This is a genomic window from Rhodovarius sp. (genome assembly GCF_040399605.1).
Taxonomy (GTDB): Bacteria; Pseudomonadota; Alphaproteobacteria; order Acetobacterales; family Acetobacteraceae; genus Rhodovarius; species Rhodovarius crocodyli_A.
The window spans coordinates 1-21,677 of record NZ_JBBARU010000025.1 but is presented as its reverse complement, the minus strand read 5'-3'; the positions used below and the strand labels follow the sequence as shown (position 1 = coordinate 21,677).

General features: G+C 67.4%; 21 protein-coding genes. 9 read left to right on the top strand and 12 right to left on the bottom strand.

The genetic code is table 11. From position 1 onward, the window contains the following. The first annotated feature begins 2 nt into the window (after positions 1–2). The 4 genes from argJ to ABWP84_RS08840 are packed head-to-tail and all read left to right on the top strand — an operon-like array spanning position 3 to position 4,118. Complete coding sequence (gene argJ, locus ABWP84_RS08855; protein ID WP_353211661.1) at positions 3–1,232, top strand: bifunctional glutamate N-acetyltransferase/amino-acid acetyltransferase ArgJ; 1,230 nt, start codon at positions 3–5, stop codon at positions 1,230–1,232. Positions 1,233–1,275: 43 nt separating this feature from the next. Beyond that, positions 1,276–2,223, top strand: a complete 948-nt coding sequence (locus ABWP84_RS08850) for a bifunctional GNAT family N-acetyltransferase/(deoxy)nucleoside triphosphate pyrophosphohydrolase (protein ID WP_353211660.1) — start codon at positions 1,276–1,278, stop codon at positions 2,221–2,223. Next, positions 2,223–2,999, top strand: a complete 777-nt coding sequence (locus ABWP84_RS08845; RefSeq protein WP_353211659.1) for a molybdopterin-binding protein — start codon at positions 2,223–2,225, stop codon at positions 2,997–2,999. Before ABWP84_RS08850 ends, ABWP84_RS08845 begins: the two co-directional genes overlap by 1 nt. A gap of 6 nt (positions 3,000–3,005) precedes the next feature. After that, a complete protein-coding gene (locus tag ABWP84_RS08840) occupies positions 3,006–4,118 on the top strand; it encodes an MFS transporter (protein ID WP_353211658.1) in 1,113 nt (370 codons plus the stop codon). 79 nt (positions 4,119–4,197) lie between these two features. Here the strand turns inward: ABWP84_RS08840 and ABWP84_RS08835 are convergent, their stop codons facing one another. From ABWP84_RS08835 to ABWP84_RS08820, 4 genes are all read right to left on the bottom strand, one after another. Next, positions 4,198–5,166 (bottom strand): sialic acid TRAP transporter substrate-binding protein SiaP, encoded by a 969-nt coding sequence (locus ABWP84_RS08835; protein ID WP_353211657.1) that lies wholly within the window; start codon positions 5,164–5,166, stop codon positions 4,198–4,200. 67 nt (positions 5,167–5,233) lie between these two features. Next, the gene (fabF, locus tag ABWP84_RS08830; RefSeq protein ID WP_353211656.1) at positions 5,234–6,517 is read right to left on the bottom strand and encodes a beta-ketoacyl-ACP synthase II; all 1,284 of its coding nucleotides are present in this window, start codon (positions 6,515–6,517) and stop codon (positions 5,234–5,236) included. Between the two features lie 34 nt (positions 6,518–6,551). Further along, entirely contained in the window at positions 6,552–6,788 is a 237-nt protein-coding gene (locus tag ABWP84_RS08825; protein ID WP_353211655.1) for an acyl carrier protein, read from the bottom strand. A gap of 254 nt (positions 6,789–7,042) precedes the next feature. Further along, positions 7,043–8,446 carry an MFS transporter gene (locus tag ABWP84_RS08820; protein ID WP_353211654.1) on the bottom strand — a complete coding sequence of 468 codons (1,404 nt, stop codon included), beginning with the start codon at positions 8,444–8,446 and terminating at the stop codon, positions 7,043–7,045. A gap of 186 nt (positions 8,447–8,632) precedes the next feature. Between ABWP84_RS08820 and ABWP84_RS08815 the strand changes: the two genes are divergently transcribed. Next, positions 8,633–8,866 carry a hypothetical protein gene (locus tag ABWP84_RS08815; RefSeq protein ID WP_353211653.1) on the top strand — a complete coding sequence of 78 codons (234 nt, stop codon included), beginning with the start codon at positions 8,633–8,635 and terminating at the stop codon, positions 8,864–8,866. A gap of 341 nt (positions 8,867–9,207) precedes the next feature. Here ABWP84_RS08815 and ABWP84_RS08810 read toward each other — a convergent pair whose 3' ends face one another. From ABWP84_RS08810 to ABWP84_RS08785, 6 genes are all read right to left on the bottom strand, one after another. Continuing rightward, complete coding sequence (locus ABWP84_RS08810; RefSeq protein ID WP_353211652.1) at positions 9,208–9,948, bottom strand: TlyA family RNA methyltransferase; 741 nt, start codon at positions 9,946–9,948, stop codon at positions 9,208–9,210. Then, positions 9,941–11,857: a 1-deoxy-D-xylulose-5-phosphate synthase gene (gene dxs / locus ABWP84_RS08805; protein ID WP_353211651.1), complete on the bottom strand. Its 1,917-nt coding sequence runs from the start codon at positions 11,855–11,857 to the stop codon at positions 9,941–9,943. Before dxs ends, ABWP84_RS08810 begins: the two co-directional genes overlap by 8 nt. Before the next feature lie 2 nt (positions 11,858–11,859). Continuing rightward, positions 11,860–12,783, bottom strand: a complete 924-nt coding sequence (locus ABWP84_RS08800) for a polyprenyl synthetase family protein (RefSeq protein ID WP_353211650.1) — start codon at positions 12,781–12,783, stop codon at positions 11,860–11,862. A gap of 6 nt (positions 12,784–12,789) precedes the next feature. After that, the gene (locus ABWP84_RS08795) at positions 12,790–13,029 is read right to left on the bottom strand and encodes an exodeoxyribonuclease VII small subunit (RefSeq protein ID WP_353211649.1); all 240 of its coding nucleotides are present in this window, start codon (positions 13,027–13,029) and stop codon (positions 12,790–12,792) included. Positions 13,030–13,134: 105 nt separating this feature from the next. Then, positions 13,135–14,382 carry a Zn-dependent hydrolase gene (locus tag ABWP84_RS08790; protein ID WP_353211648.1) on the bottom strand — a complete coding sequence of 416 codons (1,248 nt, stop codon included), beginning with the start codon at positions 14,380–14,382 and terminating at the stop codon, positions 13,135–13,137. Between the two features lie 20 nt (positions 14,383–14,402). Continuing rightward, positions 14,403–15,155 carry a substrate-binding domain-containing protein gene (locus ABWP84_RS08785; RefSeq protein ID WP_353211647.1) on the bottom strand — a complete coding sequence of 251 codons (753 nt, stop codon included), beginning with the start codon at positions 15,153–15,155 and terminating at the stop codon, positions 14,403–14,405. Positions 15,156–15,200: 45 nt separating this feature from the next. On the opposite strand from ABWP84_RS08785, the gene ABWP84_RS08780 reads away from it, so the two are divergent. Both ABWP84_RS08780 and ABWP84_RS08775 read left to right on the top strand, forming a co-directional pair. Beyond that, positions 15,201–15,986, top strand: a complete 786-nt coding sequence (locus ABWP84_RS08780; RefSeq protein WP_353211646.1) for an aldolase — start codon at positions 15,201–15,203, stop codon at positions 15,984–15,986. Beyond that, positions 15,983–16,924 (top strand): tripartite tricarboxylate transporter substrate-binding protein, encoded by a 942-nt coding sequence (locus ABWP84_RS08775; protein ID WP_353211645.1) that lies wholly within the window; start codon positions 15,983–15,985, stop codon positions 16,922–16,924. Before ABWP84_RS08780 ends, ABWP84_RS08775 begins: the two co-directional genes overlap by 4 nt. A 61-nt stretch (positions 16,925–16,985) precedes the next feature. Here ABWP84_RS08775 and ABWP84_RS08770 read toward each other — a convergent pair whose 3' ends face one another. After that, the gene (locus tag ABWP84_RS08770; RefSeq protein ID WP_353211644.1) at positions 16,986–17,795 is read right to left on the bottom strand and encodes an alpha/beta hydrolase; all 810 of its coding nucleotides are present in this window, start codon (positions 17,793–17,795) and stop codon (positions 16,986–16,988) included. A 58-nt stretch (positions 17,796–17,853) separates the two neighbouring features. Continuing rightward, complete coding sequence (xseA, locus tag ABWP84_RS08765; RefSeq protein ID WP_353211643.1) at positions 17,854–19,272, bottom strand: exodeoxyribonuclease VII large subunit; 1,419 nt, start codon at positions 19,270–19,272, stop codon at positions 17,854–17,856. A gap of 49 nt (positions 19,273–19,321) precedes the next feature. On the opposite strand from xseA, the gene purD reads away from it, so the two are divergent. Continuing rightward, the gene (gene purD / locus ABWP84_RS08760; RefSeq protein ID WP_353211642.1) at positions 19,322–20,587 is read left to right on the top strand and encodes a phosphoribosylamine--glycine ligase; all 1,266 of its coding nucleotides are present in this window, start codon (positions 19,322–19,324) and stop codon (positions 20,585–20,587) included. A gap of 27 nt (positions 20,588–20,614) precedes the next feature. Further along, entirely contained in the window at positions 20,615–21,556 is a 942-nt protein-coding gene (locus ABWP84_RS08755) for a tripartite tricarboxylate transporter substrate-binding protein (RefSeq protein WP_353211641.1), read from the top strand. Positions 21,557–21,677 lie beyond the last annotated feature (121 nt).

The window sequence follows — 21,677 nt, the reverse complement described above, 5'->3', positions numbered from 1 at the left end:
CCATGGCCATGGAGGTCTCCCCCCTCGCCCTGCCCCTGCCCGCGCTGCCCGCCATTGCCGGCGTGGCACTGGGCACCGCCGCCGCCGCCATCCGCTATCAGGGGCGCGATGACGTGACCATGATGGTCTTCCCCGCCGGCACCACCGTGGCGGGCGTCTTTACCTTGAACAAATGCCCCGGCGCGCCGGTGGAATGGTGCCGCGCGGCGCTGGCCGGCGGCAAGGCCCGGGCGCTGGTCGTCAATGCCGGGAATTCCAATGTCTTCACCGGCAGGGCCGGCCGCGAGACCTGCGCGCAAACCGTCGCAACCATGGCCCAGCTGATGGGCTGCGAGCCCCGCGAGGTGTTTCTCGCCTCCACCGGGGTGATCGGCGAGAAGCTGCCCACCGAAAAACTCACCGCCGCCCTGCCGGGGCTGGCGGGCAGGCTCACCGCCGATGCCTGGCAACAGGCCGCCCGCGCCATCATGACCACCGACACCTTCCCCAAGGGCGTGACCCGCACGGCGAAGATCGGCGAGGCGGTGGTGACGATCAACGGCATCGCCAAGGGCAGCGGCATGATCATGCCCGATATGGCGACGATGCTCTCCTTCCTGGCGACCGACGCGAAAATCCCCGCCCCGGTGCTCCAGAAAATTCTCTCCAACGGCATCGGCCCAAGCTTCAACAGCGTGACGGTTGATAGCGATACCTCCACCTCCGACACCGTGCTGCTCTTCGCCACCGGCGCCGCCGCGCATCCCCAGGTGCCGGCCGAGGGTGGGCCCATGCTGGGCGATTTCACCCGCGCCGTGCATGAGGTGCTGATGGAATTGGCGCTGATGGTCGCGCGCGATGGCGAAGGCGCGCAGAAACTCATCCGCATCGATGTGACCGGCGCGGTGTCCGATCAATCCGCCCACCGCATCGGCATGTCGGTGGCCAATTCACCGCTGGTGAAGACCGCCATCGCCGCGGCCGACGCCAATTGGGGCCGCATCGTCATGGCGGTGGGCAAGGCGGGTGAGCCGGCGGAGCGTGACCGGCTTTCCATCGCCGTCGGCGGCGTCTGGATGGCGCGGGAGGGCGAGCTGGCGCCGGATTACGACGAGGCACCGGTCACCGCCCATATGCAGGGGCGCGAGGTCACCATCACCATCGATATCGGCCTGGGGGCCGGGAAAGCCAGCATCTATACCTGCGACCTGACCCACGCCTATATCGATATCAACGGCAGCTACCGCAGTTGAGGGCATGGCTGGCGCTGCCGCTATTGGTGCTGGCCGGAGAAGCATGAGCCTGCCCGATCTCACCACCGCCCGTCTGGCACTGCGCGGCCTGCAGCCCGGCGATGCCGCGGCGATGTTCCGGCTGGTCAATGACTACTCGGTGGCCGGCAACCTCGCCCGCGTGCCCTTCCCCTATCGCGAGGCCATGGCGGGCGACTGGATCGGCTCCACCCATGACCAGGCGGCGCGCGGTGAGGGGTTTCATCTCGCCATCACCATGGGCGACCAGTTGATCGGCTGCATCGGCCTGACCACCAACCGCGCCAACCCCGGCGAGGCCGAGCTGGGCTATTGGCTCGGCCGGAAATTCTGGGGCCAGGGTTATGCGCGCGAGGCGGCCCGGGCCCTGCTGGAATGGGGCTTCGGCACGCTGGGGCTAGACCGTGTGGTGGCCAGCGCGCTGACCGATAATCTGGGCTCCCAGGCGGTGCTGCGCGCCTGCGGCTTTGCCCAGACCGGCCAGGGGGTGCAGGAATTCATGTCGCGCAACCGCGTCATGGATGTGCTGACCTTCGAGATGGCCAAGCCGCGCGAGATGGCACCGCCCCGCGCCCTGCCCATGCTGCTGGTGGTGGCCTGCGCCATCGTTGATGGCGATGGCCGGGTGCTGCTGGCCCAGCGCCCGCCGGGCAAGGCCTTGGCTGGCATGTGGGAATTCCCCGGCGGCAAACTCAACCCCGGCGAAACCCCCGAGGCCGCGCTCATCCGCGAGTTGAAGGAGGAGCTGGATATCGATGTCACCGCCGCCTGCCTGGCGCCGCTGAGCTTTGCCAGCCACGCCTATGAGAGCTTTCATCTCCTCATGCCGCTCTTTGTCTGCCGCCGCTGGCGGGGCACAATGCGCGCTGTCGAGGGCCAGGCGCTGGCCTGGGTGCGGCCCAACCGCATGGCGGAATACCCAATGCCCCCGGCCGACCGGCCGCTGGTGGCGATGCTGCAGGAGATGCTGTGATGGCCAACCCAACCGCTTGTATTCTGATCATCGGCAATGAGGTGCTCAGCGGCCGCACCCGCGATGCCAATATCCAGTTCCTGGCCACCGAACTGGGCGAACTGGGCATTCCGGTGCGCGAAGTGCGCGTCATCCCCGATGACCCGCTGACCATCATCGGCACCGTCAATGAGACCCGCCGCAAATTCACCCATGTCTTCACCACCGGTGGCATTGGGCCGACGCATGATGACATCACCAGCGAATGCATCGCCCGCGCCTTCTCGGTGCCATGGGAGCCGCATCCGGTGGCCTGGAAGCGCATGGCGGATTTCTACGCAGCGCAGAACCCGCCCAGCATCTTCAACGAGGCACGCCAGCGCATGGCCACCATGCCGCGCGGCTGCGTGCTGATCGAGAATGAGGCCACCATCGCGCCCGGCTTCTCGATGGAGAATGTGCATGTGATGGCCGGGGTGCCGCGCATCATGCAGGCGATGTTCCGCGCACTCGCACCCAAGCTGGAGCGCGGCGAGGCCATTGTCTCGGCCACCGTGCATGCCGATGGCGTCTTCGAGGGCGGCATCGCCGCCGCGCTGGCCGGGGTGCAGCTGGCCCATCCCAACCTCGATATCGGCAGCTACCCCTATTTCCGCCCCATGCCGGTGCGCGGCGGCGTGGCGCTGGTGGCCAAGGGCACCGATGCCGAGGATGTGGCGCTGGCCGCCGATGAGATCGAGGCGCTGCTGATAGAGGCCGGCGGCAAGCCGGTGCGCGGCGAACCCGTCACCGACTGAGCGGGAATGACCGCGCCCGGCTTCGCCACCGCCATTGTTGCGGCGCAGGTGCTGGCGCAAATCGGCTCCTTCACCCTGCCGGCGCTGCTGCCGGGCTATATCACCCGCTGGTCGCTCTCGGCGACAGAGGCAGGCTGGCTGATTGGCGCCTTCTTCGCCGCCTATGTGGCCGCCGTGCCGGTTCTGGTCTCACTGACCGACCGGGTGCCGGCTAGGCGGGTCTATCTTGTCGGCACCGGGCTGACCGCGGCCTCGCATCTGGGCTTCGCCCTGCTGGCCGATGGTTTTTGGAGCGCGCTGGTGTTGCGCGCGGTGGCGGGCATTGGCTGGGCCGGCTGCTACATGCCCGGGCTGAAGGTGATTGCCGATAGGCTGGAAGGGGCCGCGCAATCCCGTGCCGTGAGCTGGCACGCCGCCGGGGTGGGGATTGCAGGCTCGGCCTCCTTCCTGGTGGCCGGCGGGCTGGATGCGGTGGCGGGGCCGGAGGCGGCTTTTCTGTTTGGCGGCGTGGCGGCGCTGGGGGCGGCGGCCATCGGCGCGCTGGCCATGGGGGGCGGCACCGCCGCACCGGCCGCGCCGCGTGGCGGGCTGCTGGATTTCCGCCCGGTGCTGCGCAACCGCCCCGCTATGGCCTGGATCATGGGATACACCGTGCACACCTGGGAATTGGCGGCGCTGCGGGCCTGGGCTGTCACCTTCCTCGCCATGGTGATCGCCACCCACGGCGCGCCGGAATGGCTGCCCGGGCCGACCACGCTCTTCACCCTGGCGGGGCTGAGCGCCATCGCCATCTCGATCTATGGCAATGAGGTGGCGCAGCGCTTTGGCCGCGCCCGGGTGGTGGCCTGGGCGGTGGGTGCCGCCGCCGGCATGGCGCTGCTGACCGGCTGGTCCGCCTTGGTCTCGGCGCCTTTGGCGGCGCTGAGCGTGCTGCTGTGGAATGCCGCCATCTACCTCGATAGCGCGGCGCTGACCGCGGGTACGGTGCAGGCGGCCGAGGCCGGCCGGCGGGGCGCCACCATGGGGCTGCACAGCATGTGCGGCTATGCCGGCGGCTTTGTCGGGCCGCTGGTGGTGGGCATCACGCTTGATCTGGCAGGCACCGGGGCGCTGGGCTGAGGGCTGGCATTCGGCCACCTCGCCCTGGTCACGCTGGGCGGCTACGCGGTGCTGCGCCGGCTGGCCGCTCCGGGCTGAATCACAACGCCTGCAACCTGTCGTACTGCGCCCGGCTCCAGCCCACATCCACATTGTGCAGCGGCACGCAGGCGGCGCGGAAGGCGGCGCGGTCGGGTTCCTGCACCGTTTTGCCCTGGGCGCGGAACCAGGCGGCCAGCTCCTGCTCCTGGCTGCGGATGGCCGCGCCGCAACGATCAGCCGCCTGGGCCAGAATCTCGCGCAGCATGCCCTGCTCGGCGGGGTTAAAGCGGCGCATGGTGGTGCCGGAGATGATGGTCAGCAGGCTGTCGGTGATATGCGCGGTCAGGCTGACATGGCTCTGCACCTCATAAAACTTCTTCGCCTGGATGGTCGGCAGCGGGTTTTCCTGCGCATCCACCGTGCCGTTTTGCAGGGCAAGATAGACCTCGGCAAAGGCGATGGGGGTGGCATTGGCGCCCACGCCGCGGGCGAACATGAGGAAGGAGGGCGCCTGCGGCACGCGCAGCTTCAGGCCGCGCATATCGGCCGGCGTCATGATCGACTTATTGGCGGTGACCATGCGGTCACCATAATAGGTCAGCGCCACGGCGTGGTGGCGGGTTTGCGCGTCATAGCCGGCGATGAGTTCGCGATGCAGGGCAGAGCCGCGATAGGCCTGGAAATGCGCGTAATCGCGCATCGCATAGGGCGCGTGGCTGATCGACATCGCCCGGTAGCTGGCCCCGGCGAAGGCCACGCCGGTATAGATCATGTCGATGGTGCCCAGGGTCAGGCCCTGGTTGATCTGCGGCTCATTGCCGAGGGCGGAGGCGGCAAAGACCTCGATATTGTATTTGCCATTCGTCCGCTCGCGGAACTGCGCCGCAGCCCAGAGCGCCTCGGTATGATAGGCCTCATTGACCTCATAGACATGCGCCCAACGCAGGCGCTGTGCCTGGGCGTGGGCCAGGCCAGTGATGACGGGGCTGGCGAGGGCGGCAAGCCCCAGCGCGCGGCGGGTGATCATTATTGAAGCGTTCCCTTGGTTTATTGGCCGCATGATGGCCAATAAACCAGGGATGGCGCAAGCCGTTTTAGGGCGCCCGGCGGAACACCACGGAGGCGTTGGTGCCACCAAAGCCAAAGCTATTCGACAGCGCATATTCAATCGGCCGCTGCTGTGCCTGCAATGCCACGCGGTCGATAATGCTCTCGCGCGAGGGGTTTTCGAGGTTCAGCGTCGGCGGGGCGACACCATCGCGGATCGCCTGGATGCTGAACACCGCCTCCACCGCACCGGCCGCACCGAGCAGGTGGCCTACGGAGGATTTGGTACTGCTCATGGCCAGCTTGGCACCGGCCTCGCCCCAGAGGCGCTCCACCGCGCCCAGTTCCAGGTCATCGCCCATCGGCGTGGAGGTGCCATGGGCATTGACGTATTGCACCTGGTCAGGCGTCACGCCCGCATCGCGGAGCGCCATGCGCATGGAGCGGAAGGCGCCATCGCCGGTGTCCGAAGGGGCGGTGATGTGATGCGCGTCGCCGCTCATGCCGTAGCCGGCCACCTCGGCATAGATCGTGGCACCGCGGGCCTTGGCATGCTCGTATTCCTCGAGCACCACCACGCCGGAGCCTTCGCCCATCACAAAGCCATCACGATCCCTATCCCAGGGGCGCGAGGCGCGGGTGGGTTCGTCATTAAAAGCCACAGAAAGGGCGCGTGCGGCGCAGAAGCCGCCAATGCCCAATTCGCAAACCGCGGCCTCAGTGCCGCCCGCCACCATCACATCGGCATCGCCGAGTGCGATCAGCCGTGCGGCATCGCCAATGGCGTGCACGCCGGTGGCGCAGGCGGTGACGGCCGAATGGTTCGGCCCCTTAAAGCCATAGCGGATGGAGACATGGCCCGATGCCAAATTCACCAGCGCAGAGGGGATAAAGAAGGGCGAGAGCCGCCGCGTGCGGCCGGCCTGCACCAGCGAAGCCGCTTCCTGGATGGTTTCCAGACCGCCAATGCCGCTGCCGATCATGACACCGGTGCGGCACTGCGCCTCCTCAGTATCGGCGACCCAGCCGCTATCTTCCACCGCTTCCGCCGCCGCCACGATGGCGAGCTGGATGAAGCGGTCCATCTTCTTTTGGTCCTTGATCGGGATCCATTCGTTCAGGTCGAGCTTGCCATCGGCTTTCGCGCCATTGGGCACCTGGCCGGCCACCTTGGCCGGCAGGTCCTTGAGGTCGAAGGACTGGATGGCGGATAAACCGCTCTCACCGTTTACCAGCCGCTTCCAGACATGGGCCACGCCCAAACCCAGAGGGCTGACGATTCCCATGCCGGTTACCACCACGCGACGTGGTGCGAAGCCTTGTGCAAACACCGAACGCTACTCCCGGAACCCGGCGGCCTAGAGCTTAGGCCTGATGCTTCTCGATGAAATCGATGGCGTCCTTGACGGTGGTGATCTTCTCAGCCGCGTCATCGGGGATTTCCACACCGAAGGCTTCCTCGAAGGCCATGACCAGCTCGACGGTGTCGAGGCTATCGGCGCCCAGATCGTCAATGAAGGACGCAGCTTCGGTCACCTTCGCCTCTTCGACGCCGAGATGTTCCACCACGATCTTCTTCACCTTGTCGGCGACTTCACTCATCTGCGTTCTCTCCTACTGGCCCTGCGGCCACGTGACCGAATGGTGGGCAAAATATCACTAAACCGTCAGCCGGGACCAGCGGCTGTGCCACATAATCCAGGATTATCCGGCACAGCCGGCTATGGGGAGGGGGGTTAGGCCGGGCAGCGCCGGGGCGCAAGGGGGGGCGGTTCCTTCATTGCATTTTCGTCAATGCACCCCCCCGCCGCATGGGCAAGCCACGGGATTCGCAGGCAGAGCCTCACTTCAGCCCATCACCGGTCACGATGCCCGCTCACCTCATCGCCGGCATCCTTGGGCAGGCGGGCAAAGAACGGTGCGGCACTCGCCACCACCAGGCCGGCCACGATGAAGGCGATGGTGAAATCCGCCGCCGCCACCGCCCGCCCGGCCATGGCCGCACTCAACTCCAGCGATGCCGTGGCCAGCACCACGCCCAGCGCGGGGGCGATTTGTTGGGTGATGCCATAAAACCCCGTCGCGGCCGAAAACCGCGATTGCGGCAAATCGGCAAAGGCCAATGTATTGAGCGCGGTGAATTGCAGGCTGCGGAACAGCCCCCCCAGGGCGAGGAGCGCGAACATCGCCGGCAATGGCCAGGCCGGCGTGAACAGCGCGCAGGCCGCCAGCGAAGCCCCAGCCATGACGCTGCCCCAGACGATGCTGCCGCGAAATCCCCAGCGCCGCAGAATGGGCCGGGCCAATGGCTTCATCGCCAAGGCGCCCAGCGCCGTGGCAAAGCTCACCACGCCGGATTCGGTGGCGCTCCAGCCAAAACCCACCTGCAGCAGCACCGGCACCAGAAAGAGGCTGGCGCCAGCGCCGACGCGAAAAATCGTCCCGGTGGCTGCAGCAGCGTGGAAGGTGGGCACCCGCAGCAGCGAAAAATCCAGCGCCGGGAGCCGCGCGCGCAGGCAATGCCGCACTGCAACCACGCCGACCAGAATACCGAGCACCAGCCCAGCCTCCGGCAGGCCGGAGGGCATCACATGCCGCCCCACAGTCTCCAGCCCGAACATGAAGCTGGCCATGGCGATGCCCACCAGCAGCAGCCCCCGCGTATCCGGCGGGCCGGGATGGTCAACCTGCACTGTGGGAATCTTCCAGGCTACCAGGCAAAGCCCCAGCACGCCCACTGGGATATTGATCCAGAATACGCTGCGCCAGCCCCAAAGATCAGTCAGCACGCCGCCCAGCACCGGGCCGGAGATCGGCCCCAGCATGCCGGGCATGGTCAGCCAGGTCATCGCCATCAGCATCTGGTCCTTGCGCAGGCCGCGCAGCAGCAGAAGCCGGCCCACCGGCACCATCATGGCGCCCTTCAGGCCCTGGGTGATGCGCGCCGCCACCAATTCGCCCAGGCCATTGGACAGGCCGCAGGCGGCCGAGGCGGTGGCGAAAAGGGCAATGGCCACCATGAAAATCCGCTTGGGGCCAAACCTATCCGCCACCCAGCCGGATATGGGAATGAACACGGTCAGCGCCACGAGATAGCTGGTGATGGCCACGCCCAGCCGCGCCGGTTCCACCCCCATATCGCGCGCCATGCTGGGCAGGGCTGTGATCACCGCCGCACTGTCCAGATTCTGCATGAAGAGCGCGCTGGCCACGATGATGGCGATGAGCCTGGGGTCTTTGGCTGGTAGGGATTGTGACATGCGCGGTGAGGTTACCCCTGCCCGGCCGCCTTGGGGAGGCGCAATGCTGCCGCAATCGCCCACAAAGCGTCACAGTGGCACCGTAGGGCCGCCACGGAGCGGGTGCCTGATGAGGAAGCGCCATAGGGACGGCAACCCGCCGCCCACAGCCACCTATCGGGGCCCATGGCCCCACCGAGCTTCGCCATGAACCGCTTGCTCCGCATCATCTCCGTCTTTGGCGCTGTGCTGGCGCTGTCTGCCTGCGTGGCGCCAGGCTATGGGCCCCGCTATTATGGCGGTGGCGGCGGCTATTATCGGAGCCACGCCTATAGCCAGCCTGCCTATGGCTATCGCGGGGGCTATCGGCATTACGCCTCCAGCCATCACGGAGGCCGTCACGGCGGCCGTCACGGCGGCCGTCATGGCGGCTGGCGGTAAGGCGCGGGATGGCCGCGTCGGCGGGGGGCGGAGGCACCTCTCACCGCCCCACGGCGCAAATCATTCACAAGCGGCGGGGCGTGATGCTGCCAAGGCAGTCAAATCAGCCGATATTTGCAAAATGTTACGGCGCCCTTGGGTAGAGATTGCTGCCAAGCCTCAGAATTTAATGCCAAGGCCTTGCAAACACACGCATGTGAAAAATCCTTCACCGCGCCCATATGCCACTATTTCCGGCCAAGTAACGATTTCGTGAAGCAAAAATAGCTTTGGCCACCGCAATCCCATCATCAGGCGAGCAGGCGAGATGAAGCAATCCACAATTCTATCCACAGCCTCAATCACGCCGCCTGCAGCCGCGCCGCCAATAAGAATTCCCGGTTTCCTTCCGGCCCGGTGATGGGGCTGGGCTCGATGCCCAGAATGCTCCAGCCCGGCAAGGCGGCCCACCAGTCGCGGATCATCGCGCAGGCCGCTTCATGCACCGCCGCGTCCCGCACAACGCCACCAGGGGCGAGTTTCGGCCCCATCTCGAATTGCGGCTTGATCAGCGCCAGGGCCCAAGCGCCGGGGGCACAGAGCGCGAGCGGTGCGGGCAGCACCGTGCGCAGGCCAATGAAACTGGCATCGCAAACCAGCGCCTCAATGGGTTCACCCACATCCTCGCTGGTCATGTGCCGGGCATTGAGCTTTTCGCGCACCACCACACGCGGGTCATTGCGCAGCTTCCAGGCCAATTGGCCGTGGCCCACATCCACGGCATGCACCCGCGCCGCACCGTGATGCAGCAGCACATCGGTGAAACCGCCGGTGGAGGCGCCCACATCAAGGCAGACCAGCCCCGCCGGTGACAGGTCAAAATGCGCCAGCCCATGCGCCAGCTTCACACCGCCGCGGGAGACCCAAGGGTGCTCCTGCCCGCGCAGTTCGAGCGCGATATCCTCCGCCACGCTCAGCCCCGGCTTATCGAGCCGCCGCTCGCCGGAATAGACGAGGCCGGCCATCAGCAGCGCCTGGGCGCGGGTTCTGGATTCGACCAGCCCGCGATCGACCAGCAGCTGGTCGATGCGCAGCTTACGCACGTGCGGCGAGCGCTTCCTTGCCCAGCGCCGCCAGCACCGTCTCCACCACCTGCGGCGCATTGAGCCGGGCGATGTCGTACTGCTTCTTCGGGCTGTCGTGGTCGATATAGATGTCCGGCAGCGTCATCGGCCGGAATTTCAGGCCGCGATCAAGCAGCCCGGCATGGGCGAGGTGGTGCATCACCAGCCCGCCAAAGCCGTTCATCGAGCCCTCTTCGATGGTGATCAGCACCTCATGCTCGCGCGCCAGGCGCTCGACCAGCTGGGTGTCGAGCGGCTTGGCGAAGCGTGCATCGGCGACCGTGGTGGAAAGACCCATCAGGGCCAGCTCATCGGCCGCCTTGAGGCATTCCTGCAGCCGCGCGCCATAGGAGAGCAGCGCCACCTTGGTGCCCTCGCGCAGAATGCGGCCCTTGCCGATTTCCAGCCGGGTGCCGCGGGCGGGCACTGGCTGCAAGGCAAAGCCCTCGCCGCGCGGGTAGCGCACGGCGGAGGGGCCGTCATCAATGCCGGCCATGGTGGCGATCATATGCGCCAGCTCCACCTCGCAGCTGGCCGCCATCAGCGTGAAGCCGGGGAGGCAGCTGAGATAGGCGATGTCGAAACTGCCGGCATGGGTGGCGCCATCGGCCCCCACCAGCCCGGCACGGTCCATCGCGAAGCGCACCGGCAGGCCTTGCAGCGCCACATCATGCACCACCTGGTCATAGCCGCGCTGCAGGAAGGTGGAATAAATCGCGCAGAAGGGCTTCAGCCCCTCCGTCGCCATGCCAGCGGCGAAGGTGACCGCATGCTGCTCGGCAATGCCCACATCGAAGCAACGCTCAGGGAAACGCTTGGCGAACATATCAAGGCTGGTGCCCGAGGGCATGGCGGCATTCACCGCCACAATGCGCTCATCCTGCTCCGCCTCGGCGATCAAGGCCTGGGCAAACACCTTCTGATAGCCCGGCGGCCCCGGCGGCGCCTTCTGCTGCTCGCCGGTGACGACGTTGAATTTCTGCACGCCATGATACTTGTCGCCCGAGCTTTCGGCAGGGGCATAGCCCTTGCCCTTCTGGGTGACGGCGTGGATCAGGAAGGGGCCCTTATGCTCCGTGTCGCGCAGATTGCGCAGCACCGGCAGCAAATGGTCCATATTGTGGCCGTCGATCGGGCCGACGTAATAAAACCCCATCTCCTCGAACAGCGTGCCACCGGTCAGCAGCCCGCGGGCATATTCATCCACCCGCTTGGTCGCGCGCTCGATGGGCCCCGGAAAATTCTTGGCCAGCTTGCCCACGAACTCACGCACCGAGAGGAAGGGGCGCGAGGAGATGGTGCGGCTCAGATAGGCCGACATCGCACCCACGGGTGGCGCAATCGACATGTCATTGTCGTTGAGGATGACAATCAGATTGGCCTTTTCCGCCCCTGCATTGTTCATCGCCTCATAGGCCATGCCGGCGGACATCGAGCCATCGCCGATCACGGCGATGACGTTGCGCGGCGTCTCCTGCAACGCACTCGCCACCGCCATGCCGAGGCCGGCCGAAATGCTGGTGCTGGAATGCGCCGCGCCGAAGGGGTCGTATTCACTCTCGCTGCGCTTGGTGAAGCCAGAAAGGCCGCCGGGCTGGCGCAGCGTGCGAATGCGGTCCCGCCGCCCGGTCAGAATCTTATGCGGATAGCATTGATGGCCCACATCCCAGATCAGCCGGTCATGCGGCGTATCAAACACCGCATGGATGGCGACCGTGAGTTCGACCACACCGAGCGACGAACCCAGATGCCCGCCGGTGACCGAGACGGTGGAGATGGTCTCCGCCCGCAATTCATCGGCCAGTTGCTTGAGTTGATCATTGGAATAATTGCGCAAATCGGCCGGCACATGCACGCGGTCGAGCAGCGGGGTATTCGGGCGGTCCATATTCAGCTTCTCCGCGAAATCGTGTAATCGGCCAGCGCGCGGAGCATGTCAGCGCGCTCGCCAAAGGCGTCGAGATGGTCACGCGCCTGCGTCACCAGGCGCTCTGCCTGCATGCGGGCACGCTCGATGCCCAGCAGCCCCACCAGCGTGGCCTTGCCAGCCCCGGCATCCTTGCCGGTGGCCTTGCCGGTATCCTCGGCACTGGCCGTGGCATCGAGAATATCATCGGCGATCTGGAAGGCTGCGCCCAGGTCGCGGCCATAGGCCAGCAGGGCATGGCGCTGCTGCGCCGGCGCCTTGCCCAATATGGCGCCCGCCTCGGCCGAGACCTCGATCAATTTGCCAGTCTTAAGTGTTTGTAACCGGCCAATTGCGGCTTCCTCGGGTGGGATGCGGCCCTGTTCGGCCATCATGTCCAGCATCTGGCCGCCGCACATGCCGCGTGGGCCGGCAGCGCGGGAAATGGCGCGGACGAGTTCGATCCGCACCGCCGGGTCGGGATGGGTTTCCTCATCGGCCAGCACGGTGAAGGCATGGCATTGCAGCGCATCACCGGCCAGGATCGCCGTCGCCTCATCAAAGGCCTTGTGGTTGGTGGGCTTGCCGCGGCGCAGGTCATCATTGTCCATCGCCGGCAGGTCATCATGGACCAGCGAATAGGCGTGGATCATCTCAATGGCCGCGGCCACCCGCAGCCCTGCAGTGCGCGAGACGTTGAATTGCCGCGCACCCTCCAGCACCAGAAAGGCCCGCATGCGCTTGCCACCGCCCATGGCGGAATAGCGCATGGCCTCATAAAGCCGCGCCTCATCGCCCTCGGCCACCGGCAGCAGTGTGTCCAGCGCGTCTTCCATTTCGGCGGCCGAATCGGCCAGGGCACGGGCCAGCGCAACGCTGGCAGTGGCGATGCTCGTTGTCACACTCATTCCAACCTATTCCACATCACGCAGGGTGAGGGCTCCGTCCGGGGCCTGGGCGATGGCCTGCACCTTGGCCTCGGCATCGGCCAGCAAGGTCTCGCAATGGCGGCGCAGCAGGGTGCCGCGCTCGTAATCGGCGATGGCCCGCGCGAGGTCGCCCTTACCGGATTCGAGGCTGCGCACGATCGTTTCGAGTTCGGCCAATGCCGCCTCGAAGCTCAGGGATGCCGCTGGTGCAACGCCCTCCATCATTTTTTGCCTTTTCACAACCTTATCGCAGAGCAGCATAATCCGCAGCGGGACGAAACCCAAACATCACGCCAAGGTGACGTTATCATCACGTTACAGCAACGAAAATCAGCCGGGCAGAACCCGATTGGCGCGGGCGAGCACCGCCTGGAACAGCACCTGGCAGCCGGCCTCGGCCTCCTCGGGCTCGATGCTCTCGGCCTCGTTGTGCGACAACCCATCCTTGCAGGGGGTAAAAATCATCGCCGTGGGGATATGGCGGGCGACGTAAACCGCATCATGCCCCGCACCGCTGACGATGCGGCGGGCGGAGAGGCCCAGCCGGCTCGCAGCCGCCTCCACCAGCCCCACGCAATCAGCGTCAAAGGGCTGGGCGTCGAGGCGAAACAGCTCAGTCAAATGCCAGGCGCAGCCGCTGGCGGCGACGAGGGCGGCGGCCTCAGCCTCGAATTCCGCGGCCATGGCCTGGGCCTGGGCGAAATCCGGGTGGCGGAACTCCACCGAGAAGCGGGTCTCCCCCGGCACCACATTGCGGCTATTGGGCGAGACCTGCAGCCAGCCCACCGTGCCGCGGCCATCCTCACCGCGCGAGCGCATGATCCGGTCCACCAACTCCACCACCCGGGCGGTGGCCAGCAGGGCGTCACGACGGGTGCTGGGCGGCGTGGTGCCGGCGTGGGAATCCTGGCCCTCGATCCTGGCATCGTACCAGACCTGCGCCTGGGCTCCGGTGACAATGCCAATCTGCCGGCCCTCGCGCTCCAGGATCGGCCCCTGTTCGATATGCAGCTCAAAATAGGCATCGGCGGCGAAGGGTGCGGCCGGCTCGGTGCCGCGATAACCGATGGCGTCCAGCGCGGTATCCACGCGCACCCCCTCGGCATCGGTCAGCGAATAGGTCTTCTCCAGCGGGAAAATCCCGGCCCAAGTGCCGCTGCCCATCAGGGAATGGCCAAAGCGGCTGCCTTCCTCATCGGTCCAATTCACCAATTCGATGGGCGCCTCGGTGACGATATTGAGGTCATTGAGCGAACGCATGACCTCGAGCCCGGCGATCACCCCCAGCGCGCCGTCGAATTTGCCGCCCGAGGGCTGGCTGTCCAGATGGCTGCCCATCAGCACCGGCGGCCGATTGGGGTCGCGGCCCTCGCGGCGGGCAAACATATTGCCGATCGCATCAACGCGCATGGTCAGGCCCAGCGCCTGGCACCATTCGGCAAACCGCTCGCGGCCCTGGCGGTCGATCTCGGTCAGCGTCAGGCGCTTCACACCGCCGCGCGGGGTGGCGCCGATCTCGGCCATGGCCATAAGGGTGGACCAGAGGCGCTGGCCGTCAATGCGTTGGTTGGTTTGCATTCGAACTTTATGGCCCGGCTTTACCCCACCGCAAACCCCGCCGCCCGGAACACCGCCTGCCCCACCGGCCCGCTGGCCATCGCCAGAAACGCCTCTGCGGCCGCCGAATCAGGCGCCCGGGTGGGGATGGCCGCGACATAGGGGGTAATCAGTTGCAGATGATCGGGCAGCGGCGCCACCAGCACCGCATCGGGCACCGCCGTGATCTCGCTGGCCTGGGTGATGACGGTGACGATCTCGCCCCTGGCCACCGCCTGCACCGCGGTGATGCCGCGCGTGAAGGGCGCAATGCGCGGCCCGCCCACCGCCGGCACCCCCAGCCGCGCCAGCAAATCCAGCACATGCTGGCCGGAGGTGGCGCCGGTTGCTGCATCCGAGACGCCAATGCTGGCCACGGAGCGCAAATAGGCGCCCAGCCCCGCCTCGGTGGTGATCTCGGGCAGGGCGCTGCCGCGTTTGACTGCAACCGCGAGGCGCATCCGCCCCATTTCCCGGCGCGAGGCCGCCACCGCGAAACCGTCGCGGATCAGCCCATCCAGCGCCGGGCCGGCATTGAGCACCACATCCGGCGCCTCGCCACCGCGAATCCGCGCCGCCACCTGGCCACCATTGCCGGTGGCGGTGCGCACGGCGCGGCCGGTGGCGCGGGTGAAGGCTTTGGCAATCTCGTCAATCGGGTGCTCGGCGGCGCCCGTGCCCAGAATGGACAGCGGCGCCGCCTGGGCCAGGGCCGGGGTGGCGAGGAGAATGGGCAGGGCGCGGCGAAGGGTCATGCAACCAGACTTGCCCCGCGCGGGCCAGCCTGCAAGGGTTGAGCCATGGCACACGCACTCCCCCCCTCCGCCCCCGCGATCCTTCGCAATTCCGATCTGGACACGCCCGCCATCCAGCAGGCCCGTATCGACCTCGCCGCCTGTTTCCGCATGGCGGCGCGGCTGGGCATGCATGAGGGCATCTGCAATCACTTCTCCGCCGTGGTGCCGGGGCGAGACGACCTGATGCTGGTCAACCCCTATGGCTGGGCGTTTTCCGAAATCACGGCCTCGCGCCTGCTCATCACCGATCTGGAGGGCCGGGTCGTGGCCGGCGACGGCGTGCCGGAGGCGACGGCCTTCTTCATCCATGCCCGGATGCACGCGAACCAGCCGCGCGCCCGCGCCGCCTTCCACACCCACATGCCCTATGCCACGTCCCTGGCGATGCTGGAGGGCGAACCACTGGTTTGGGCCGGCCAGACCGCGCTGAAATTCTACGGCCGCACCCTGGTGGATGAAAATTACAACGGCCTCGCCCTCGACAATGCCGAGGGTGACCGGATCGCCGCCAGCGTGGGCGATGCCGATATCGTCTTCATGCGCAATCACGGTGTGATGGTGCTGGGGGCCTCCATCGCCGAGGCCTGGGATGATCTTTACTACCTTGAGCGCGCCGCCCATGCGCAGTGGCTGGCGGAGAGCACCGGCCGCAAGCTCAAGCCGGTGCCGCCGGAACTGGCCCGCAAGACCTATGAGCAAATGCGCGAGGGCGACCGGGAGAGCGCGCGGCTGCACCTCGAAAGCGTCAAACGCATTCTGTCGGTCGATATGCCAGAATTCGCCAGGTGATCACACGGCGCAGCCTGCCGCTGCTGGCGATGCCGCTCATCGCCCAGGCCCAGGCCCGGCCGGTCCGGGTGATCGTGGCCTTCGCCCCGGGCGGGCAGTCGGACACGGTGATGCGCCTGCTCCAGCCCAAAATGGCCGAGGCGCTGGGCCAGCCGGTGGTGGTGGAAAACCGTGCCGGCGCCGGCGGCGCCATCGCCGCGGCGGCGGTGGCGGGTTCGGCGCCCGATGGGCTGACGCTGCTCTTCGACAGTTTCGGTTTTGTGGTGCAGCCGCTCATCCAGCGCGGCTTGAGCTTCGATTACGAAACTGCCTTCGCCGCCGTCGCCCAGGCAACAGCGCTGCCCTATGTGCTGGTCACCAGATCGAATTTCCCGGGCCGTGATCTGGCGGGTTATATCGCCGAGGCGCGGGCCAATCCCGGCGTCACCTTCGGCTCGCCCGGGGTGGGCTCAACCGGCCATCTGGCCGGCGTGCTGCTGGCCCATCGCGCCGGGGTGCGGCTGGAACATGTGCCCTATCGCGGCGGCGCCGATGCGGCACGCGATGTGGCGGCGGGCAATCTGGATTCGGTGATCAGCACCGCCAATACCCTCAGGCCTCTGGTACAGGATAGCCGGGCGCGGGGCATCGCCCTCACCTCCGCCACCAGGCGCGGCAGCATGGCTGATCTGCCCACCATCGCCGAAAGCGGGTTTCCGGGCTTTGACCTCACCTCCTGGAACGGGCTTTTCGCCCCGGCAGCGACACCCGCGCCGATGATCACAAGGCTCTCCGAGGCAATGCGCCTCGCCGCCCAGGACCCCTTCGTGCGCGAACGCTTGAGCGTGGGCGGCAATGAGGCGGTGAATGAACCCGCCGCCGCCTTCGCCGCGCGCATCGTGCATGACCGGCAGGTGGTGCGGCAATTGGTGGCCGAAACCGGGTTGCGGCTGGACTAAGAGCCTGCCTCAACAGCGGACCGGCGATGAGCCCCAGCCCCTTTTGGGTCTGCCTCAGCCCTCAAAGCCCAGCCAGAAAACCATCCACCAGCGCGTTGAATTCCGCCGGCCGCTCGAAATAGGCTGAATGTCCGGCCCGGCTGATCATCGCCGCCCTGGCGCCGGGCACCGCCCGGGCAATGGCGGCCGAGGCGAAGGGCGGCATCACCACATCCTCCTCATTGGCGATGAGCAGAATGGGGCAGCCGGCGGCGGCGAGATCCTCGGGCGGGCGCCGGCGCATGCCATTCATCCGCGCCCGCAGCGCCTCCTTCGCCAGCCCGGCATTGGCCTCATCCACATGCTGGTAGAGCAGCGCCATGGCCGGCTGCTCGGCCAACATGCGCAGCCCGGTCGCCTGATGGCCTCCAGCCGCGGTCAGGGCTTGCTTGGTGGCCGCACTCGCGGCCTCCCAGGCCGCCAGCGCCGCAGGATCGCCCAGCTTGTCCCGCGCAATACTGCCGCCGGTTGCCGCCATGACGATGCCGCGCAGCTTGCCGGTGCGCAGTTGTGCATATTCCACCGCCGTCCAGCCACCCATCGACTGGGCGATGAGAACAAAACTCTCAATCCCCAAATGATCGACCAGCGCCGCCGGATCACCGGCATAATCATCCGGCTCCGGCCCGCCCGGAATTGCGCTGGAAGGCCAAAAACCGCGATGAGAGAAGGTAATGCAGCGGAAACGCGGCGCAAAATGCCCCACCTGCTGCCACCACGACATATGGTTGCCACCCAAACCATGGGCAAAGACCAGCGCCGGGCCCTCGCCCGTTACCTCGTAATGAATTGAGCAGCCTGGCCGCTCCAATCGCCCCGTTTCGCGCTTCATCGCCCGCCCCTCTGCCAAACCCGCAGGCTGCCCGCGGCCAGGGCGCGCCGCAACCACGCTACAAGAGGCTACCCTGCGCGCCATCATCCTCGCGCTTCTGCACCCTGGCCGCCACCTTGCCATCGGCGAAGGTCAAGGTAATGGCCGCCCCCGCCCGGGCCTGCGCCGCCCGGGTGATGGCCTTGCCGCCAGGCGCCTGCACCAGGGCAAAGCCGCGCGCCAGCACCGCGACATAGGAGACGCTTTCCAGCCGCGCCGCCTGGCCGGCCAATTCCGTCGCCCGCTGGCGCAGCAGCGCCGCAATCGGCGCGGCGGAAAAACGCCCCAGCGCCGGCGCCGCGCCGCGCTTCATCTGCGCCGCCGCCCAGCCCGCCTGCAGCCGATTGCCCAGCATCTTCAGCTGGGCATGGCGCGCGGCCACCCCCTCCCGCGGATGCGGCAGGCCAAGCCGCCCCAGCGCCGCGCCACGGCCGGCCAATTGGCCCAGCATGGCCTGGCGCAGCCGCTCCGCCCGGTCATCAAGGCGTTGCCGAAGCTGGGCCAATTGGTCCGGCATGGCCGGCAGGGCGCGGGCGGCGCGCTCCAGCCCCAGGCGGCGCGTCTGTAAACCCGCCTGCATGCCGTGATGCAGCCGCCCGGCGCGCTGTAACAAATCGGCCAGCAATTCCATCCGCGGCGGCACCGCCATTTCCGCCGCCGCCGTGGGGGTGGGGGCACGGCGGTCGGCGGCGAAATCCAGCAGCGTCGTGTCGGTCTCATGGCCAATGGCCGAGATCACCGGAATGGGGCAGGCGGCGGCGGCGCGCACCAGCGCTTCATCATTGAAGGCCGCCAAATCCTCCAGCGAACCACCGCCACGGGCGATGATCAGCAAATCCGGCCGCAGCCCCGGCGGCAGCGCGCCCATCGCCTGAATGGCCTGGGTGATCTTCTCCGCTGCGCCCTGCCCCTGCACCGGCACCGGCCAGAGCAGGATGGGCCGGGGAAAGCGCCGGGCGATGGTGGTGCGAATATCCTGAATCACCGCCCCCTTCTCGCTGGTGATCACGCCAATCCGGGCGGGAATGGTGGGGAAGCCGCGCTTGCGCTCGGGCGCGAAAAGCCCCTCGGCCAGCAGCTTCACCCGCAATTTTTCAATGGCAGCGAGCAGCGCGCCCTCACCGGCATATTCCAGCGCCTCGATCACCAATTGGTACTTGCTGCGATCGGCATAGGTGTCGATCCGGCCGGTAGCGACGATCTCGATGCCATTCTCCGGCGTGATCGCCAGATTGCGCACGGTCATCTTCCAGACCACCGCCTCCAGCTTCGCCTCGCTATCCTTGATGGAGAGGTAGATATGGCCCGAGGGGTAGCGCTTGCATTCGGTGATCTCGCCGCGCACCCGCACCCGGCCGAAATTCTCCCGCAGCACGCCTTTGATGGCGCCTGCCAGGTCGCCAACGCTGTATTCGGGCACATTGCTCAGACTATCCATCACCGCACCCTATGCTAATCCAGCGCCGGTTGCATCGGGGTGTCGGCATATGCGAGTTTTGGTGGTGGGCGGCGGCGGGCGGGAACACGCGCTGTGCTGGAAGATCGCGCAATCGCCCCTGCTCACCCGGCTGTGGTGCGCGCCCGGCAATGCCGGCATTGCCGCCATCGCCGAATGCGTGGGCATTGGCGCTGAGGATATTCCCGCCATCATCGCCTTCGTGCGGGAGAATGCGGTGGATCTGGTGGTGGCCGGGCCCGAGGGGCCCCTGACCCTGGGCCTCGCCGACCAATGCCGCGCCGCCGGCATCGCCTGTTTCGGCCCCTCCGCCGCAGCCGCCCGGCTGGAGGGCAGCAAAACCTTCACCAAGGAAGTCGCCACCGCAGCCCATGTCCCCACCGCCGATTGGGCGCGCTTTGAGGACCCCGAGGCCGCCCGCGCCTATATCCGCGCCCAGGGCGCGCCCATCGTGGTGAAGGCAGATGGCCTCGCGGCCGGCAAGGGCGTCGTCGTGGCCACCACCCTGGCCGAGGCCGAGGCAGCCGTCACGGAAATCATGGAGGCGCGCATCCATGGCGCCGCCGGCGCCGCTGTGGTGATCGAGGAATGCATGCTGGGCGAGGAGGTGAGCGTCTTCGCCCTCTGCGCCGGTACCGAGGCGATGTTCCTGGGCGCGGCGCAGGACCATAAGCGCGCCTTTGATGGCGATGAGGGCCCCAATACCGGCGGCATGGGCGCCTATTCCCCTGCCCCCGCCTTCACCCCCGCCATCGAGGCCGAGGTCATGGCGCGCATCATCCGCCCCAGCCTGGCCGAAATGGCCGCGCGCGGTACGCCCTTCACCGGCGTGCTCTTCGCCGGGCTGATGCTGACCGCCACCGGCCCCCGGCTGATCGAATACAATGTCCGCTTCGGCGACCCGGAATGCCAGGTGCTGATGCTGCGCCTGGAATCCGACCTGCTGCCCTTCCTGCGCGACGCCGCTGCCGGGCACCTGCCCGCAGAGCCGCCGCGCTGGCGCGATGCCCCGGCCCTGGTCGTGGTGATGGCAAACCAGGGCTATCCCGGGCCGGTGGTGAATGGCTCGGCCATTGCCGGGCTGGAGGCCGCCGCCGCAGTGCCCGGCGTGGCCATCTTCCATGCCGGCACCCGTGGCGCGCCCGGCGCCATCACCGCCCAAGGCGGGCGCGTGCTGGGCGTGGCGGCCATGGCGGCCGATCTGGCGGCGGCGCGCGATGCGGCCTATGCCGCGATTGCGCTGATCGACTGGCCGCAAGGCCAATTCCGCCGCGACATCGGCTGGCGGGCGCTCTGACAAGACGGCATCCCAGGAGAAAACAGCATGAAACGCCGCGCCACCCTCGCCTTGCTGGCCCTGCCCGCCCTGGCCCGCGCCCAACTCACCCGCCCGGTTCGGCTGGTGGTGCCCTTCCCGCCCGGCGGCTCGAATGATGTTATCGCCCGGCCGCTGGCGGAAAAACTCGCCGCCCGCCTCGGCCAGCCTGTGGTGGTGGAGAACCGCCCCGGCGCTGGCGGCTCCATCGGCGCTGGCCAGGTGGCGCAATCAGCGCCCGATGGCACCACGCTGATGGTCACCTCCTCCAGCTTCGCCGCCTCCGCCGTGGTGCAGCGCACGCCCTATGACGCGCAAACCAGCTTTGAGGCGGTGGCGCTGCTCGCCCGCTCGCCCTTTCTGGTGCTGACCACGCTGGATTTCCCAGCGCGCGACATCGCCTCGCTGCTGGCCATCGCCCGCGCCCGGCCGGGGAGCATTGATTTCGGCAGTTCCGGCCCGGGCGGGATCAACCATTTCGTAACCGAATATTTCGCGCTGCAGGCGGGGCTGCGGCTGAACCACGTGCCCTATCGCGGCATGCCGCCCGCAGTGACTGACCTCGTGGCCGGCCATATCCAATTGCTCATCACCACCATGGCCAGCGCCAGCGGGCCGATCCGCGATGGCCGGGTGCGGCTTTTGGCCTATACCGCCCCGGGTGCGCCGGCTTCCAACCCCGCCGCCCCGATCGTGCGCGCCACCGGGCTTGATTACGAGGCCAGCATCTGGTGGGGCCTGCTCGCACCGCGCGGCCTGCCGCCGGCCATCTCCGCCCTGCTGCAAGCCGCCATCCGTGACGCGCTATCAGAGCCCGATATCGCCCGGGTCTATGAGGCCGAGGGCGCCCGCCCCAGCTTTGCCAGCGGCGCCGAATTCCAGGCCGAATTGGCCCGTGACATCACCCGCTTTCGCGATGTCGCCACCCGCGCCAATATCCGCGCAGAATGAGCAACCTCCCCCGCCACGAATACGACCCCACCGCCACCGGTGCCCTGGCCGATGTGCGGGTGGTTGACCTCTCCCGCCTCGTTGCCGGCAATGTGCTGACGAAGGTGCTGGCCGATCACGG

Bases quoted from the DNA above. Each gene is read 5' to 3' on its own strand.
- argJ (WP_353211661.1), top strand. From the start codon at position 3: ATGGCCATGGAGGTCTCCCCCCTCGCCCTGCCCCTGCCCGCGCTGCCC.
- ABWP84_RS08850 (WP_353211660.1), top strand. From the start codon at position 1,276: ATGAGCCTGCCCGATCTCACCACCGCCCGTCTGGCACTGCGCGGCCTG.
- ABWP84_RS08845 (WP_353211659.1), top strand. From the start codon at position 2,223: ATGGCCAACCCAACCGCTTGTATTCTGATCATCGGCAATGAGGTGCTC.
- ABWP84_RS08840 (WP_353211658.1), top strand. From the start codon at position 3,006: ATGACCGCGCCCGGCTTCGCCACCGCCATTGTTGCGGCGCAGGTGCTG.
- ABWP84_RS08835 (WP_353211657.1), bottom strand. From the start codon at position 5,166: ATGATCACCCGCCGCGCGCTGGGGCTTGCCGCCCTCGCCAGCCCCGTC.
- ABWP84_RS08825 (WP_353211655.1), bottom strand. From the start codon at position 6,788: ATGAGTGAAGTCGCCGACAAGGTGAAGAAGATCGTGGTGGAACATCTC.
- ABWP84_RS08820 (WP_353211654.1), bottom strand. From the start codon at position 8,446: ATGTCACAATCCCTACCAGCCAAAGACCCCAGGCTCATCGCCATCATC.
- ABWP84_RS08815 (WP_353211653.1), top strand. From the start codon at position 8,633: ATGAACCGCTTGCTCCGCATCATCTCCGTCTTTGGCGCTGTGCTGGCG.
- dxs (WP_353211651.1), bottom strand. From the start codon at position 11,857: ATGGACCGCCCGAATACCCCGCTGCTCGACCGCGTGCATGTGCCGGCC.
- ABWP84_RS08800 (WP_353211650.1), bottom strand. From the start codon at position 12,783: ATGAGTGTGACAACGAGCATCGCCACTGCCAGCGTTGCGCTGGCCCGT.
- ABWP84_RS08795 (WP_353211649.1), bottom strand. From the start codon at position 13,029: ATGATGGAGGGCGTTGCACCAGCGGCATCCCTGAGCTTCGAGGCGGCA.
- ABWP84_RS08790 (WP_353211648.1), bottom strand. From the start codon at position 14,382: ATGCAAACCAACCAACGCATTGACGGCCAGCGCCTCTGGTCCACCCTT.
- ABWP84_RS08785 (WP_353211647.1), bottom strand. From the start codon at position 15,155: ATGACCCTTCGCCGCGCCCTGCCCATTCTCCTCGCCACCCCGGCCCTG.
- ABWP84_RS08780 (WP_353211646.1), top strand. From the start codon at position 15,201: ATGGCACACGCACTCCCCCCCTCCGCCCCCGCGATCCTTCGCAATTCC.
- ABWP84_RS08770 (WP_353211644.1), bottom strand. From the start codon at position 17,795: ATGAAGCGCGAAACGGGGCGATTGGAGCGGCCAGGCTGCTCAATTCAT.
- xseA (WP_353211643.1), bottom strand. From the start codon at position 19,272: ATGGATAGTCTGAGCAATGTGCCCGAATACAGCGTTGGCGACCTGGCA.
- purD (WP_353211642.1), top strand. From the start codon at position 19,322: ATGCGAGTTTTGGTGGTGGGCGGCGGCGGGCGGGAACACGCGCTGTGC.
- ABWP84_RS08755 (WP_353211641.1), top strand. From the start codon at position 20,615: ATGAAACGCCGCGCCACCCTCGCCTTGCTGGCCCTGCCCGCCCTGGCC.